This window comes from Bradyrhizobium sp. ORS 278 (assembly GCF_000026145.1).
In the GTDB taxonomy this organism is placed as follows: Bacteria; Pseudomonadota; Alphaproteobacteria; order Rhizobiales; family Xanthobacteraceae; genus Bradyrhizobium.
The window spans coordinates 5125084-5140708 of the sequence record NC_009445.1; the positions used below are offsets into that span (position 1 = coordinate 5125084).

The following is a 15625-nucleotide window of genomic DNA, read 5'->3' on the forward strand; positions in this document are numbered from 1 at the left end:
CGGACCAGATCATGCTAAGCAGCCGGTTATGAGAATCGCATTTCGTGTCACGGCCTGGCTGCTCGCTGCAGCCGTAGCCTTCGCCACCTTGGGTCCTCCCAATTTTCGTCCGCATTCCCAGCTTGGCCAGGATGGCGAGCATGCACTGGCCTTCATCCTGGTCGGCCTTGCCTTCGGCATTGCCTATCGCACCCGCCGGCTCGCGGTGGCGACCCTGGCTGTGGGCCTGATCGGCCTGCTGGAACTGGCACAGCTCTGGGCGCCGGGACGGCACGCGCGGCTCGAGGATTTCATCGTCGACGCCGCCGCCGCCTGCATCGGCTTCGGCCTTGCGGCCGGGCTCGACTGGCTGGCGCGCCAGCTCGGCCCGCAACCGACCTGAACGCAGCGGGGCCCCGCCGCTGACGCGGCGAGGCCCCGTGATGTGACGGTTGTCAGATCATTCGATGATCTTGATCACGCGACGGGTGCGCGGATCGACGATGACGCGGCGATCGTTCACGACGGCATAGCGGTACTCGGTGTAGCGCGGCACCGGCCGCAGCTCGACCGTATCCGGCAGCGGCTCGCCGACAACGACGCGCTCGCGCACCACGACGGACGGCGCACGCTCGGCATCGATCGAGTTGATCACCGCATTCGGGATCTCCAGGCCGGCGCCAACGGCCGCACCGACGGTGCCACCGACCATCGCGCCGACCGGACCGGCGACAGCGCCGCCGGCGGCCGCGCCATTGGCCGCGCCTTCGACAGTGGTGGACTGCGCAAAGGCAGCGGTGGACGCCAGCAGCGAAGTGGCGATCAGCGAAACGGCAAGACGGGTCCTCATCAATCTCTCCTCCAGTGGTTTCAAGGTGCCCGCTCAACACCGGGAGATCGCCTGCGGTTCCGGTTCCAAATGGCCGAAACTTCATGAGCCGTGGGGGAACGAATCTCGCGCAGGGAAACGCTGCATGACCCGCTCTGCGCCGAAGCCGGCGAGAGCGCTCATTGCTATCCACGCTTCAAACAACGCGCGCGCGTTCGCTCTCCCGCGGCGGATCACGCCCGAGTGTTGCGATCGATCGGCCCTTCGATGACTCGAGAGGGCGCAGGGAATGCCGGGTGCTGGCCGCAACCCATGGCCCGCCTGCGAACAAGAATGCAGGCGGCAGGTACCACAGGTTCAGCCGGTCAACCGGCATTCCCTGCGCGGCGGTCTTAACGCTTCCTTCGCGCTCTCCTCGGGGACCGGCTGATTGACCCCGTCACATCGTGCGAGACCAAAAGCCTCGTCACGCGCTTGACCTCGGCACCGGGAGGCCAGGACCACACGACTTCGCGTCCGTGATGCGTCGTTCGTCCACATGTGCAAGCACATGCTGCAACGTCTCACGGCCACCGCATCCCTGCCCCACGTGTCGTGACGATCGCGCGCTACGCCCCTCTCGGCGGAACAGGATGCGCGCATCATGCATTATTTCTGTAAAAGCGAAAGTCTTTTCTTCGCGCTCCCCGGTATGATGCGGAAGATGTTTGATCAAGCTTGCAAATTCAGCCCGCCGCCACGAGGTGTCGACGCGTCGCCGGAATGACCTCGACCGATCCGACGCCTTCCGCAACACCTGATTTGCCCGACGGGCACGCGCGATCGGCGCTCACGCCGGCACAGGCGCGGCGATCGCATCTCGTCCGCGACCTCTATGATCTCATGGTGCGAGACCCACCGCGGCCGGGGCGCTCCTCACCATGACGTCCGAGCACGGACCCTGCCGCACGCCAACCATGGATACGCAAAGGATCTCTTGAAGAGATGGACAGAAACTCGGCCACTTGACGAAGCGGAAGGAAAATCGGCGCGGCGATGCTGGTGCGCTCTCTCTCCCCGTTCTCTACGGCTGTCCTTACGGGGAGAGAATTGGGGTGAAGGACAGCCGCGGATCGGTGCTGGCTCCCAACGGTCTAGCTTGATTTCGAAGCTGGCCGATCTTGGGTTGGGATACGATTGAACCTGATCAGCATCGCTATCGGCAGTGCAACCGTGACAGCGAGTATTGGTAAGCCGATCATCGCGACCATCACGAGCATTCGGTTGACGCCGAACAGCCACGAAACGAATATTGCGAGTTCGATCGCCACGAGGCCAATCATACGGCTCCATATTCGTGCGCACATTCTTTGCTCCCAAGATGACGCCTGACCACATCTCGGGGAGAGCGATGAGACGGCGCGAGTTCATTATGGTCGCGTGGGCCTGCATGGCAGACATTTGCAAAACCCACGAAGATGAGGCGCATCGACGGACAACCGACTTGAAGAGTTATGAACACTGCGTAAAATAGAGAACCAGGGGAAGCGCTGAGAAGCCGACAAACCCCGCCATGACGGCACCGAGCAGAATGTTGTAGTTGATGTTCTCCAAGTAGGTGCTTGGAAGACCCATGTCGTCGAGCCGTGCTTTCGTGGCCGCGATCTGGTCGAGACTTCTCCGCCACGATATCGACATCCATCCGAGAATCGCGGACACGAACACTGGGAGGGGAGCTCCGACGAGCGCCGGGCAAGACGAGCCTCCGGTGCTGACTCTCAGGGTGACAGTCAAAGCCGCTATTGCAAAGCAGATCACTGCGCTGATCCGCAAGATCTTACAAAATGACGGCTGATCAAACATAAAAGGCACCTCGATCCGAGTAATATTCTAAAGGCATATTGCTTGAAATAGTGTCAAAGCTCTCGCTGACTGTCTTTCCATCCCGGGCCTCTGGAACGGCGCTGGGTATTTCTGCTGTTGGCGTGTAGGCTGACATTGTCTGCCGGAGGGCGCGATGGCTGCATTCGCCCCTGGACGACCTTGTGCCCACCTGGCGTTTGAGGAAGAGACGAAGTCCTACGGTTGAGAAATCGCGGTGGACTTGCTAGAGTTATCAACCGAGCGCCTTCGGTTGCGAACGCCTCGAATTGAGGATGCGGACGCCATCCAACCGATTGTGGCGGACCCGCGTGTTGCTCTGACAACGGCATCGATCCCCCATCCTTATCCGGATGATGGAGCCAACGGCTTCATTCTGCCCGCCCTTCTGGCCGAAGGCCAATCCATCGACTTCAGCGTGACCGTTTCGGAGAAATGGAATAGTCAGTCACGGCAGGCAGCACAAATGGGTTGAGGATGCCCCAGCGGGATCGAACGTCTGTGGTCGAAAGCATTCACGACAACGACAAGATCGAGCGCCGGCAAGATGAACAGTCTCTGGCCGCCGCTACCGAAGCCGGCGATCCAGGCCAGATCTCGACCATTGAGCAGGGAACGGCTAAGCCACCAGTGATAGCCGTAATAGAGCACCCCGTGCCCCTCGGTATTCATCCGCAGCGCTCGAACCGGCGACCCACCGAGCAGGTACGACCTGACTGCCGTCCCAGCTCCCGTCGGCCAGCATGAGCTGACCCAGCTTGGCGAGATCGCGAGGCCGTAGCCGCAAGCCGGCAAAGGCCGCAGGCTCGGTGTTACCGGGAAAGCTCAACCACTCGACATCCGTGATGCCAAGCGGACCGAACAGCTTCTGCGCGGCAAATGCATCGATCCACCTGCTCGCGATGTCCCATGGGCTGCAGTGGGATGAAAGCGCGGCTGGAAGAGCCGGCGCAACAACGAACGGCAACTGCTCGAAGCCAACGACCCGTGCCGCTACGTGCTGGAGCAGCCGATGGCGTTCACCAGCGGGTCGGCGCCCCCGTCCAGGTCGACCCGATAGACCTCGGTGCTACCGCTGTGAAGACGGCTGACCTTCACAGGCTCAAGGGTTGTATCGAGCTCCCGCACAATCCCTCGAACATGCTGGAGACCCAGATCAAACGTCAGTCGTCGGGTCGGCGCCACCGTCATCGTCTCCGAAGGAGAGCTTCCAGCTAACGACTTCGAGCGAAGGCTGCAACCCTGAGCGGTGAGAGACGATCGCCCCCCCCCCCCCGCGCCCGCCGGAACGGCGCATAAGAATTTTCAACCTTTGGATGCAATGCTTCCCCTGCGCGGTCGTCCATGCTCAATCGCGCATGACGATCCGCAACGCGTAGGCCGATGGTTCGCTAGAGGCGCTGTCGAAGCTGCCCGGCACGGGACAATTCACATCCAGGAGATCTGTCGTGACCGAAGACATGCCGAAGTCCGTCTGGTGGTTCGAGAAGCTGTTGTGGGGCTCCCTCCTATTCGGTTGCCTGATAGCCCCACTCGACTGGCACCGGATGGTCGCCAGGGCTGTCCACCAGGGCGCGAACGAGCACATCCCCGACTATCTCCTGACCACGGAATTCGAGGTGATGAACATCATGGTCCTTGCCGGCCTGTCTTCAACCATCCTCCTTGGGCTGCTTTTCGTGTGGCTTGCTGCACGGCGGCGGCTCAATTGGGTGCGCTGGCTCCTGGCAGCTATATTTCTGTTGGGGTTGCCGGCGGCCTTCGCAAATCTGACGGACGTGCTACCGGTCAACCCAACCGTCGCGGTGCTCTTGATCCTGCAAACGATCGTGCAGTTCACGGCGCTGGTGTTCGTCTTTCTGCCGAGCGCGCGGCCCTGGTTCTGGAAGGAGGAAGCTGGCGTGGCGAGCGCTTAGGGGGCCGGCAACCGTCATCCATAGCGGAGGCTGTCGCCTATATGCCAGTGTACCGTGCCGAACGACGTGGATGGCCGGGACGAGTCCGGCCATGACGATGCGGAAACAGACAAGGTCTTCCTGACAGCGTACTAAACTCCGCGACAGCATTGCGATGGATTGAAGTCGAGTACGCCCGCCTAGCTCTCCCACCAGCGCCGCGTCGCGTGGCAGGTCGCCAGCGCCCGCTGATAACCGGGGCGGGCGCGCAGCCGCGTCATGAAGGCCTGCACCAGGTCGTCGAACACGACGCCGACGTTCTTCCGCGCCATCTCGAGCGCATAGCCGACGGAGATGTCCGCCGCGGTGAACGCATCGCCTGCCATGTAGGGCGCCCGCTGCAGCTGTCGCGTCACCAGGCGCAGCCGACTCGTGAACACGCCCATCGCCTGACGCGCGCTCCAATTGTCGCGCTCATGCTCCGGCGCGAGGTGCCGCGCGCCCGAGACGAAATACAGCGAGGCGGCGAGGCCGGCCTCGCCGAGGTGGAGAAACTGCTGATAGGCCGGAAAGGCCGCATCCTGCGCGCAGGGTGCCAGCGTGGTCGGACCATGGTGCCCCAGGATGTACTCCATGATCGCGATGGACTCGACCATCGTGACATCGCCATCGCGGATCGCCGGGATGAACCCGGCCGGGTTGATCGTCAGGAACTCGGCGTCGTTCTCGGCGCCGGCGAGGAGATCGACGTCCCGAAGCCGGTACGGCAACTCCATTTCCTCGAGCAGCCAGACGACCCGGAAGCCCCTGCCCTCGCCGTACACTGTGATCATGCTCGCCTTGTCCTCTCTGATCCGCTCCACAGGACGAGGCTCGCTCGGCCAGCCCGACATCGGCGGCGGGATTTGTTCAGCTCTCCGAGCGGTGTTGTCGATGTTGCGACGCACTGCTCGCCATCCGCAGCCTCACCCGAGGAACACGTGTCCGAATGGCGCATTGTGCCGTGATATCGGACACCTCAAATGCTGCGAGACGTCGAAGCCAGCACAATCGCCAAAGTCACGGCGCGCCTCGTTCCATTTCTGGTCGTCTGCTATCTCGTGGCCTATCTCGACCGGGTGAATGTCGGTTTTGCCGCGCTCACCATGAATGCCGACCTCGGCCTGTCGCAGACCGCGTTCGGCTTCGGCGCCGGCATCTTCTTCATCGCCCAGGGTGCGTCCGCGCCCCGAATGATATGCTCCCCATCATCCTGACTGGAAATCTCGTCACGGAGATGGGCGCGACTCGGTCTCGGCGAATTCGAGCCGGTTGGGACGGGGGATCGGTTTGAGGCCGGCCAGGATGCTCTTCGCCAACTCCGCGCCGCTGCTTTTGACGTCGGGTTGGAGAAAATCGTCGAGCTTCTGGAGGTTGCCGAAGGCATCCTTCCATCCGAGCTCCTTTGCAACCGTATAGTAAGCGTAGGCCTTGACGTAGTCTCGCGCGACTCCGGCGCCATCATGGTAGGCGCGCGCCAGCCAGAAATGACAGAAGGCATTTCTATAGGGCACGCAAAGCTGCAGCAATTCGGCGGATCTCCTGGTGTCGAACCACGGCGCCTCGCGCGCAAATCTGCGGATGACGGCGAGCTCTCCAAGGGCGAAGATGGAGTGACCTTGCTGATAGGAGCGCTCATACCATTTGATCGCTTCCGGCAGGTCCGTGCTTTCCCGATTGCCATAGCGGTCCCTGAACCACCGTGCGAGCGCGATCTGCGCACTCTCGAAGCCGGCATCCGCCGCGCGCCGCAGGTGCTCGATCGTCTTTTCGGTGTCGCGGGTCAGGCCGCCGCGTCCGGTATTGATGCAGAATGCAAGTTGCGCCAGCACGACAGCATCGCCACCGATCTCCGCCGCCCTGCGCAGCAGATCCACGGCCTTGACGGTGTCGTATGTCCCGCCGAATTCGCCGCTGACGTATCCCGCCGCGGCAAGCCGCATCGCATAGGGATCGCCCGCCGCGACGGCGTCATCGATCAGCTTGCGGCCCGCCGCCTCGTCTTTGGGAACACCGCCCGCGCCGACGAACAGAATGCGCCCGAGCACGCTGTTCGCCTGAAGAACTCCTCCGGCCGCGGCCTCGCGCAGCAAGGTCTCCGCATTCCGTGTTTGATCGGTCGAGTTCGGGACCAGCAGAGCGAGCGCCGTCAGGTATTGAACGTTCGGATCGCTCACGGCCGCCGATTTCAGGACCTCGATCGCCTTCGCCCAGTCATAACGATAATAGGCGCCGAGCGCCGCGACGAGCTTCGGCTGATCTTCGAGGGCGGAGTTGCGAAAGTTCGAGCGGTCCACGCTGATCGTGACCTGATTGGCGATCATGGGCCTGGCGATCTCGTCGTCCCAGACGAAGCTGGCATGCCGGGTTGCTGCGCAGCCGGGAAGCGACGGGTTGGTACAATCGACCGGCTTTGCCCAATCTCCCGCCGGGCTTGACGCCTCGGACCCTCCTCGCCCCGCGAGCAGCCAGACCGCGAGAAGCATCGCGGTCACCTGGGGCCAGACGAACCAGGCGCGGCGGTACCAGGGGTCATATTGCCAGAACGCGATATGCAAGGCCGCAGCTCGCCCGATCGCGCTCATCTGGGATGTCCGCTCCAACTGCATGGCTCGATCAATTCGCTCAAGTCACCGACATCTCATCCTGACCAACGAGCTCGACCGCCAGAAATTTGAGCGCATCGCCGATCGGAATGAAGAAATTCAGACTCGTGCCCAATTTGGTTGCCGTCGAGCTGATTCCAGCAACACTGACGGCGACGACGTTGCCGCATCGGTCCACCAGGGGTCCTCCGCTGCTGCCGCCGTGAATGGCGGCGTCGCTCTGGATCAGCTTGAGATCATCCTGCGTCCGATAGGCGCTCACGATGCCTTTGCTGATCGTCGTCGCGAATTCCTCCTTGTGCGGCGTCCCGACCGCATAGACCTCGGCGGCGACATCGGGCGGATCGAGCCGCAACGGCAAGGCCGCCATTGCCGACTCATTCACCTTGATCAGAGCGACGTCGCGGGCCTTGTGCGACCGCAGCACCTCGCCGGGCATCTCACGGCCGGTCGTGAGCTTGACCGAAACGAATTTGCTGTCGTTGACCACGTGTCGGTTGGTCAGCAGATAACCGTCTCGCGAGATGAAGAAGCCGCTGCCGTGCCCGCCCGCCATCTTGATCGTCACCACGGCGGCCTGCACCGCGGATGTTCCATCCGACAGCGGAGTGGCCGAGCGCGGCAGCGCGGGGATCCTGATGACATCGTCGCTGATCATCTCGGCGACGGTCTCCCGATATCCGGATTTGTCGATAGCCACCTCGATATCAGCCAGCGTCAGCCGACGCACGTCCGCGCTGGGGTCGCCGGCGATGCGCGTGGCCTGGGCCTCGCGGGCGCGCTCGAGCAGCGTCCGCATCTCGCGGGCTTGTCCCCACGATGGCTGGCGCATCCCGACATCAAGCCAAGGATCGAGCCTGGATGACAGATCATCCGGCAGGATGAAGTTCTGCTGCTCGGACATGACCCGCAGAATGGCCGCGAGCTCGCTGGCCGAATAGGACGGAAACGCGATCGTCTTGGTGAAGCGGCTTGCAAGGCCGGGATTGCTGGCGATGAAGCGCGGCATTTCGCTGCCGTAACCGGCCACGATGACGACGATGCGGTCGCGGTTGTCCTCCATGAACTTCAGCAGCGTGTCGATCGCTTCCTGGCCGAAATCGTTGCCGGACCGCGCCAGCGCATAGGCTTCGTCGATGAACAGGATGCCGTCGAGCGCTTCCCTGCACTTGTCGAGCGTCTTGGCAGCGGTCTGGCCGACATAGCCCGCCACCAGACCGGAGCGATCAGTCTCGACCAGGTGACCTTTTCGCAGAACGTGGAGGCAGCGATAGATCTCACCGAGCGCGCGGGCGACCTCGGTCTTGCCCACGCCGGGCGGCCCGGTGAAGACCATGTGTCGGCTGATCGGCGCGACAGCAAGCCCCTGCTCCCGCCGCACGCGCTCGACCTCCAACGACGACATCAGGGCGTTCACCTCCTGCTTCACGGCCGTCAAGCCGATCATCTGCTCGAGGCGGTCCAGCGCCTGGTCGAGCGTGCGCTCGGGAGGCACAGCGGACTCGACCTTCAACCTTCGTCCGGCGCGAGGCAGCGTTGGGTCGGTCGAGGATGACGCCGCCTGAGCAGGTTCGAGGGCGGCAGGAACCGGCGCCGGCGCAGCGAGCGGGGGCGGAACATAGGTTCGCACCACGGGCACGCCGGCGCTTTCGAAGTCCGCCATCTCGATCTTGCTGATATCGGCAGCGGCGTCGACGGCCACGCGCAGGGACTGGGCTTCACTTGCTTTGTCGAGGAGGCTGCGCATCTCGCGCGCGTTACCCCAGCCTTCGCCCTTCCAGCGGGTTTCGATCCAGGGAATGAGGCTCTGCTCGAGGTCGTCGGGCAGTTCCGCGCCTTGTCGCGTGGCCATCAGCCGCAAGATCGCGGCCAACTCCTTCGGCTCATAGGCCGGAAACTCGATGGTCCGGTTGAAGCGGCTCGCCAGGCCGGGATTCATCGCGATGAAGCGCCGCATCTCGTTCGGATAGCCGGCCGCGATCACCATGATGCGATCGCGGTTGTCCTCCATGAACTTCAGCAGCGTCGCGATCGCCTCGTGGCCGAAATCCTTGCCCTCACCCGCGAGGGAGTAGGCCTCGTCGATGAACAGGATGCCGTCGAGGGCTTCCTTGCATTTGTCCAACGTCTTCAGCGCCGTCTGCCCGATATATCCGGCAATCAGATCGGCGCGTTGCACTTCCACCACGTGGCCTTTGCGCAGCACCTTCAACGATCGGTAGATCTCTCCCAGGGCGCGCGCAACCTCGGTCTTGCCTGCGCCGGGCGGCCCGGTGAACACCATGTGCCGGTTGACCTTGGGCACGGGCAGCCCCTGTTCACGGCGCTTGCGTTCGACCTCGATGCCTGCGAGCAGCTTGTTGACCTCTTCCTTGACGGAGCTCAGCCCGATCATCCGGTCGAGCTCGTCGAGCACTTCGTCGGCATTGCGGACCATGCCCGTCGCCTGCACGGTCAGCCGCCGCCCGGGCGTGTATCCCTCCCCGACCGGCACCAGTCCGAAGCCGGACGGGTCGCTGCCAAGCCGCACGGCGACATAGGTCAATGCAAAGCCGGCCAGCATGATCAGGAGCACGGCGCCGATCGTGAGCGAGTTCGCCCATGTCAATGCGCTGAAGGGGCCGGACTTCGGATTGAGAATCCACTGCGTGCCGATGGCGGCCACCATCATGGCGATGCACATCGCAACCATCGGGTGGCGAAAGAAACTCTTCATGATCGGCCATTCCCGCGCGCGGCGTCGTCGTCCCCCGTCAGGGCATTCACAGGCATGGGTTGCGTACCTGCCATCGGACATTGACGGCGTAGACGCCGTTGACGTCCTGAATGCTCCCAGGCGTCAGGTAGAACCCCACCTGATCCGCCTCCCCCACCAATGTCAGGACCCCTCGGCCCGCCGGATAGGGGGCTGGATACGGAATGGCGACGCGCTGCGGCACCGGAGTGAGCTTGATCGGCGGCGACAGATACGGGCCAGACCTGATACGAATCAATCCACCATTCCCGCTCGGTCGCTGTGTCAGCGTGACCCAAGCGAGCGGCGCTTTGCAATTCTTCGCATCGTCCACCGCAGCCTTCGCGGTGACCGGATCGAGGGTGGGAAGGGCCGCGTTGATCTCGGCGGGCTGGAGCACTTCGAGCGTGGATTCCTCGCCAAGTCCCGTGGACTTGTCGCCGTGGACGCGGGCCCACACGACCCCGCTGGCGATGCCAACGATGACGAGGCCGCCGGCGATGCCGATCAGAGTGCCGCGAGCGGAGCCCGAGCCTTTGCCGCGCGGCGGCTCCGGACGCGGAGCCCTGCCTTGTTCGGCCTCACCTATCGGAGGTTGTACGTCTGTTTCAGTCACGGTGCGGCATTATGCTTGTTGATGAAGCCGCAACATTATGATCGACGGCCGACCTGACCACAACCAGATTTCCCGCGACGCGAGACCGAAAGCGTGCAGCACACTTTCAAGCGGAAATGAATCTCGATAAGATTTTATGACAAACATTGTGACAGGACATGCGCCGGATCACACGTCGGTTTGAGACATCGCCGCCTCAGCTATCTGCGTCGGTCGGAAGCCGATCCGCCCGGCCCGAGCCGGGGCTCGCGATCCCGGCGCCCACGTGTCAGTCGGTCGATGCCGGCCCGCCCCTCGGCCGTGGCGCGCGCAATAGCCGGCTCGGCACCCCTGGATCGCCGCGGGCAGCGTGGCCATGAGATAGATGCGCGACAGCGGCTCTGCCTCGAGCTTGCACGCGGAGCCGGCAGCGGCGGGCTGAACCTGTCGATCGCCGACCTCAACTCGACGTCACGGCCGCGCGCTCCGTCAGCCAGCCGAGCCCCTCCTCGGTCTTCGTCCTCGGCTTGTACTCGCAGCCGACCCAGCCGGCATAGCCGATCGCATCGAGGTGGCGGAACAGATACGCGTAGTTGATCTCGCCGGTGCCGGGCTCGTGGCGGCCGGGGTTGTCGGCGAGCTGGATGTGGGCGATGCGGGCGAGATGCTTCTGTAGGGTGCGCGCGAGATCGCCCTCCATGATCTGCATGTGATAGATGTCGTATTGGACGAACAGGTTGTCGGACTCGACATCGGAGATCAGCTGCAGCGCCTGAGCGGTGCGGTTGAGGAAGAAGCCGGGAATGTCGAGCGTGTTGATCGGCTCGATCAGGAGCTTGATGCCCTGCGCCTTCAGCGCGGTCGCGGCGAAGCGCAGATTGCGCAGCAGCGTCTGATTGAGCTCGCGCGGATCGGCACCATCGGGCGCGATGCCGACGAGGCAGTTGAGCTGACGGCAGTCGAGCGCCCGGGCGTATTCGATACCGCGGCGGACGCCCTCGCGAAAATCGTCGACGCGGTCCGGCAGGATGGCGATGCCGCGCTCGCCGGCGGCCCAGTTGCCGGCGGGCAGATTGTGCAGCACCTGGGTCAGGCCGTGGCGGGCGAGCTGCTCGCGCAGCTCGGCCTTGTCGAACTCGTAGGGAAACAGATACTCGACGCCGCTGAACCCGGCCGCCTTGGCGGCGGCGAAACGCTCCAGAAACGGCAGCTCGTTGAACAGCATCGTCAGGTTGGCGGCAAAGTGCGGCATAGGGTGGTCCTCGACTGAATGCGTTGGCTGCGATCACGCCGGCTGCAGGGTGCGCTGCGACTCGGCCGGCGTCTCGTCCACCGGCAGGTCGAGCACCTCCTCGAACTCCACGACATTGTCGATCTCGGTACCCATCGCGATGTTGGTGACCCGCTCGAGTACGAACTCGACCACCACGGGCACCTGATACTCCGCCATCCATTCGCGCGCGGTCGCGAACGCCGCCTGCGCCTGGCGCGGATCGGTGACGCGGATCGCCTTGCAGCCGAGGCCTTGCGCCACCGCGACATGGTCGACGCCGTAGCCGCCGACCTCCGGCGCGTTGATGTTCTCGAACGACAGCTGCACCTGGTAGTCCATCGAGAAGCCGCGCTGCGCCTGCCGGATCAGCCCGAGATAGGCATTGTTCACGACGACGTGGATGTAAGGCAGATTGAACTGGGCGCCGACCGCGAGCTCCTCGATCAGGAACTGGAAGTCGTAGTCGCCGGACAGCGCGACGATCTCGCGCTTGGGATCGGCGGCGCGGACGCCGAGCGCGGCCGGCAGGGTCCAGCCGAGCGGGCCCGCCTGCCCGGCATTGATCCAATGCCGCGGGTGGTTGACGCTGAGGAACTGCGCGCCGCCGATCTGCGACAGACCGATGACGCTGACATAGCAGGTGTCGCGGCCGAACGCCTTGTTCATCTCGTGATAGACGCGCTGCGGCTTGATCGGCACCTGGTCAAAATCGCTGCGCCGGAGCATGGTGCGCTTGCGGTCCTGGCACGCCGCGGGCCATGCCTGCCGCTCACGCAGCTTCCCCGCCTTGCGCCACTCGCGCGCGACGGCGATGAACATCTCCAGCGCGGCCTTGGCATCGGAGACGATGCCGAGCTCCGGATTGAACACGCGGCCGATCTGGGTCGGCTCGATATCGACATGCACGAAGGTGCGGCCCTTGGTGTAGGTCTCGAGCGAGCCCGTATGTCTGTTGGCCCAGCGATTGCCGATGCCGAGGACGAAATCGGACTCCAGGAAATTGGCGTTGCCGTAGCGGTGGCTGGTCTGCAGCCCGACCATGCCGGCCATCAGCAAATAATCGTCGGGAATGGCGCCCCACCCCATCAGGGTCGGCACGACGGGCACGTTGACGGTCTCGGCGAACGTGACGAGGAGATCGCTGGCATCGGCGTTGATGATGCCGCCGCCGGCGACGATCAGCGGACGCTCGGCGGCGTTCAGCATCTCCAGCGCCTTCTCGATCTGCTTGCGGGTCGCGGCGGGCTTGTAGACCGGCAGCGGCGCATAGGTCTCGTCGTCGAACTCGATCTCGGCGAGCTGCACGTCGAGCGGCAGGTCGATCAGGACAGGACCCGGGCGTCCCGAGCGCATGATGTGGAAGGCCTGGCTGAACACCCGCGGCACCAGGCCGGGCTCGCGCACCGTCACCGCCCATTTGGTCACGGGCTTGGCGATCTGCTCGATGTCGACGGCCTGGAAATCCTCCTTGTAGAGCCGCGCCCGCGGCGCCTGGCCGGTGATGCAGAGGATCGGAATCGAATCCGCGATCGCCGAGTAAAGTCCGGTGATCATGTCGGTGCCCGCCGGCCCCGACGTGCCGATGCACACGCCGATATTGCCGGCCTTGGCGCGGGTGTAGCCCTCGGCCATGTGCGAGGCGCCCTCGACGTGGCGGGCGAGAATGTGGCGGATCGAGCCGCGCCGTTGCAGCGCGGAATAGAGCGGATTGATCGCCGCGCCGGGAACGCCGAAGGCGCAGGCGACGCCCTCCTTCTCCAAGATCCGCACCGCAGCATCGATCGCCCGCATCTTCGCCATCTCGCGCCTCCATCTTTTTGATGCGCGAGGATCGCTGCTGTGGGCAGCGATCTCAATTCAGTCGTCGATTTTTCCCACGATGCGGCATGCTCGGCAAAACGACGGATGACTCAGTTAGTTAGGATGACAAACAGCTGACATGTCCTAACAGCCTTGCCGTCGATCGACCTATTCGAACAACGGCGCGAGCTCCATCTGCGGCACCAGCACCAGGCCCTTGTCGGTGATACGAATTTCCGGAATGACCGATAGAGGAATCAAATTGAACCCCATGTAGGGAATGGTGCAGCCGGCCTCCGCCCACTCTTTCTTGAGCAGCTTCACTTCCTCCGCGACCGCGGTGACGCGCTTGTCAGAGAGCAGGCCGGCGATCGGCAGCGGCACCATCGCCCGCACCTTGCCATCGGCCACGACGCAGACGCCGCCCTGCTGCGCGCCGATCGCGGCGACCGCCGTCTGCATGTCGGCCTCGTTGGTACCGGCGACGATGATGTTGTGGCTGTCATGGCCGACGCTGGAGGCGACGGCGCCGCGCTTGAGGCCGAAATCCTTCAACAGGCCATGCGCGACATTGCCGGCCGACTTGCCGTGGCGTTCGATGACGGCGACGAAGCAGAGGCCGTGGCGCGCGAACAGCGTGTCCCAGTCGTTGGCCGGCTTGATCGCGACCTTCTCATGGATCAGCGTGATGCCCGGCAGCGCGGTCTTGATCGCGTTGACGGTGCAGGCCTTGGCCGGCAGCTCCGGCGTCAGCTTCATCTGCGCCGGCAGCTTCACGGTGGCATAGGCCGCCTTCGGATATTGGTAGCGCTGTGACAGCGCCTGATCGAGAAGCGACGTGATCTTTCCCTGGTCGACGACGAGTTCGCCGCCGTACCAGGTCGATTGCGGCTTGAGGCCGTCGTCGAGCAGCACAAGGTCGGCGCGGCGGCCGCCACCGAGGCCGCCGATCTCGCCGTCCATGGCAAAGCGCGTCGCGCCGTGCAGCGAGCCCATCGACCACGCCTGCTCCGGCGACATCCCGGCCTTCACCGCCTCGCGGACCACCCAGTCCAAACCGAACAGCATGAGATCGTCGGCATCGCGATCGTCGGTGCAGACCGCCGTGCGTTTGTGCGAGGCGCCGAGCTCGGTGATGGTGCGGATCGCCTGCGGCAGGCTGTGCCACGGCGTCGTCGGCGGCCCGCCGCGCAGAAAGATCCACACGCCGGCATCGAGCAGATCGTCGGCGATGTCGCGGTCGATCGCCTCATGCGTGTCGGTGACGCCGCTCGCGGCATAGGCGGCGACGAATTCGCGGCCATAGACATGGCCCGACACCGGCCGCCCGCGCTGCAAGGCGGCGGCGAGGATGGCGTGGCTGCGCTCGTCGCCCATGCAGACCGGCACGAAATCCATCTTCTCGCCGAGCGCCACCGCCTCCGGCCAGCGGTCGAACAGGCCGGCGATCTTGTCCGGCGTGAGATCGCCACCCGCGGTCTCCAGCGCCGCCGAGGTCGCCGGCACCGTCGAGGGCACGGTGAGGAAGATCGACAGCGGCGCCTGCCGCGCATCCTCCAGCATCGCCTCGACGCCGGCTGTGTCCATCACGTTGCCGATCTCGTGGCTGTCGCAGAAGATCGTCGTGGTGCCGTTGAGCAGCGCGGCTTCCGCATAGGCGCAGGCCGTCACCATGGAGGACTCGATATGGATGTGCGGATCCACAAGGCCGGGGGCGATGATGCCGCCGGCGGCGTCGTAGATCGTAAAGCCTGAGGGAAGCGCCTTGTGCGCCCCGGCCGGCTTCACCGCGGCCACGCGTCCGCCGGTGATCCAGAGCTCGCGGTCTCGGAGAATGCGCTCCGAATAGGTCGACAGCACCCGGGCGCCAGTGATCACGAGGTCGGGCGCCACGCGTCCTGAGGCGACGTCGGCCAATCGGCGCGTCATGGTGTGCAAGGGGGCGACGGAGAAGCGGGTGAGATTGGTCATGGCACAACTCGCTGGACGTGTTCGGGTGATCCGCCGCGATGCTC

The 15625-nt window shown here is 64.3% G+C and carries 11 protein-coding genes and 1 pseudogene; 3 read left to right on the forward strand and 9 right to left on the reverse strand.

Annotated features, from left to right (window positions below):
• Nucleotides 1–28: 28 nt before the first annotated feature.
• On the forward strand, nucleotides 29–382 hold the full coding sequence (locus tag BRADO_RS22930) for a VanZ family protein (protein ID WP_041756815.1): 354 nt from the start codon (nucleotides 29–31) through the stop codon (nucleotides 380–382).
• Between the two features lie 57 nt (nucleotides 383–439).
• Here BRADO_RS22930 and BRADO_RS22935 read toward each other — a convergent pair whose 3' ends face one another.
• Entirely contained in the window at nucleotides 440–829 is a 390-nt protein-coding gene (locus BRADO_RS22935) for a DUF1236 domain-containing protein (RefSeq protein ID WP_009030550.1), read from the reverse strand.
• Between the two features lie 2283 nt (nucleotides 830–3112).
• A complete protein-coding gene (locus tag BRADO_RS35160; protein WP_157872606.1) occupies nucleotides 3113–3340 on the reverse strand; it encodes a hypothetical protein in 228 nt (75 codons plus the stop codon).
• 776 nt (nucleotides 3341–4116) lie between these two features.
• On the opposite strand from BRADO_RS35160, the gene BRADO_RS22955 reads away from it, so the two are divergent.
• Nucleotides 4117–4584, forward strand: a complete 468-nt coding sequence (locus BRADO_RS22955; RefSeq protein WP_011927742.1) for a hypothetical protein — start codon at nucleotides 4117–4119, stop codon at nucleotides 4582–4584.
• Between the two features lie 179 nt (nucleotides 4585–4763).
• Here the strand turns inward: BRADO_RS22955 and BRADO_RS22960 are convergent, their stop codons facing one another.
• On the reverse strand, nucleotides 4764–5396 hold the full coding sequence (locus BRADO_RS22960; protein ID WP_041756818.1) for a glutathione S-transferase family protein: 633 nt from the start codon (nucleotides 5394–5396) through the stop codon (nucleotides 4764–4766).
• Between the two features lie 189 nt (nucleotides 5397–5585).
• On the opposite strand from BRADO_RS22960, the pseudogene BRADO_RS22965 reads away from it, so the two are divergent.
• Nucleotides 5586–5774, forward strand: a pseudogene (locus BRADO_RS22965) (permease); the annotation flags it as partial.
• Between the two features lie 57 nt (nucleotides 5775–5831).
• On the opposite strand, the gene BRADO_RS22970 reads toward BRADO_RS22965, so the two are convergent.
• The 6 genes from BRADO_RS22970 to BRADO_RS22995 all read right to left on the reverse strand — a co-directional run bounded on the left by BRADO_RS22970 (nucleotide 5832) and on the right by BRADO_RS22995 (nucleotide 15581).
• Nucleotides 5832–7187 carry a tetratricopeptide repeat protein gene (locus tag BRADO_RS22970; RefSeq protein ID WP_041756820.1) on the reverse strand — a complete coding sequence of 452 codons (1356 nt, stop codon included), beginning with the start codon at nucleotides 7185–7187 and terminating at the stop codon, nucleotides 5832–5834.
• A gap of 40 nt (nucleotides 7188–7227) precedes the next feature.
• Nucleotides 7228–9924 carry an AAA family ATPase gene (locus tag BRADO_RS22975; protein WP_083794945.1) on the reverse strand — a complete coding sequence of 899 codons (2697 nt, stop codon included), beginning with the start codon at nucleotides 9922–9924 and terminating at the stop codon, nucleotides 7228–7230.
• Between the two features lie 46 nt (nucleotides 9925–9970).
• Entirely contained in the window at nucleotides 9971–10558 is a 588-nt protein-coding gene (locus BRADO_RS33365) for a hypothetical protein (protein ID WP_050781037.1), read from the reverse strand.
• 439 nt (nucleotides 10559–10997) lie between these two features.
• A complete protein-coding gene (gene hyi / locus BRADO_RS22985; protein ID WP_011927747.1) occupies nucleotides 10998–11789 on the reverse strand; it encodes a hydroxypyruvate isomerase in 792 nt (263 codons plus the stop codon).
• Nucleotides 11790–11822: 33 nt separating this feature from the next.
• Entirely contained in the window at nucleotides 11823–13610 is a 1788-nt protein-coding gene (gcl, locus tag BRADO_RS22990) for a glyoxylate carboligase (protein ID WP_011927748.1), read from the reverse strand.
• A gap of 168 nt (nucleotides 13611–13778) precedes the next feature.
• Complete coding sequence (locus BRADO_RS22995; RefSeq protein ID WP_011927749.1) at nucleotides 13779–15581, reverse strand: adenine deaminase; 1803 nt, start codon at nucleotides 15579–15581, stop codon at nucleotides 13779–13781.
• Nucleotides 15582–15625: the final 44 nt, after the last annotated feature.

What these genes read in the sequence shown, in the direction of transcription:
- BRADO_RS22930 (WP_041756815.1), top strand. Translation starts at nt 29, where the DNA reads ATGAGAATCGCATTTCGTGTCACGGCCTGGCTGCTCGCTGCAGCCGTA.
- BRADO_RS22935 (WP_009030550.1), bottom strand. Translation starts at nt 829, where the DNA reads ATGAGGACCCGTCTTGCCGTTTCGCTGATCGCCACTTCGCTGCTGGCG.
- BRADO_RS35160 (WP_157872606.1), bottom strand. Translation starts at nt 3,340, where the DNA reads ATGAATACCGAGGGGCACGGGGTGCTCTATTACGGCTATCACTGGTGG.
- BRADO_RS22960 (WP_041756818.1), bottom strand. Translation starts at nt 5,396, where the DNA reads ATGATCACAGTGTACGGCGAGGGCAGGGGCTTCCGGGTCGTCTGGCTG.
- BRADO_RS22970 (WP_041756820.1), bottom strand. Translation starts at nt 7,187, where the DNA reads ATGAGCGCGATCGGGCGAGCTGCGGCCTTGCATATCGCGTTCTGGCAA.
- BRADO_RS22975 (WP_083794945.1), bottom strand. Translation starts at nt 9,924, where the DNA reads ATGAAGAGTTTCTTTCGCCACCCGATGGTTGCGATGTGCATCGCCATG.
- hyi (WP_011927747.1), bottom strand. Translation starts at nt 11,789, where the DNA reads ATGCCGCACTTTGCCGCCAACCTGACGATGCTGTTCAACGAGCTGCCG.
- gcl (WP_011927748.1), bottom strand. Translation starts at nt 13,610, where the DNA reads ATGGCGAAGATGCGGGCGATCGATGCTGCGGTGCGGATCTTGGAGAAG.
- BRADO_RS22995 (WP_011927749.1), bottom strand. Translation starts at nt 15,581, where the DNA reads ATGACCAATCTCACCCGCTTCTCCGTCGCCCCCTTGCACACCATGACG.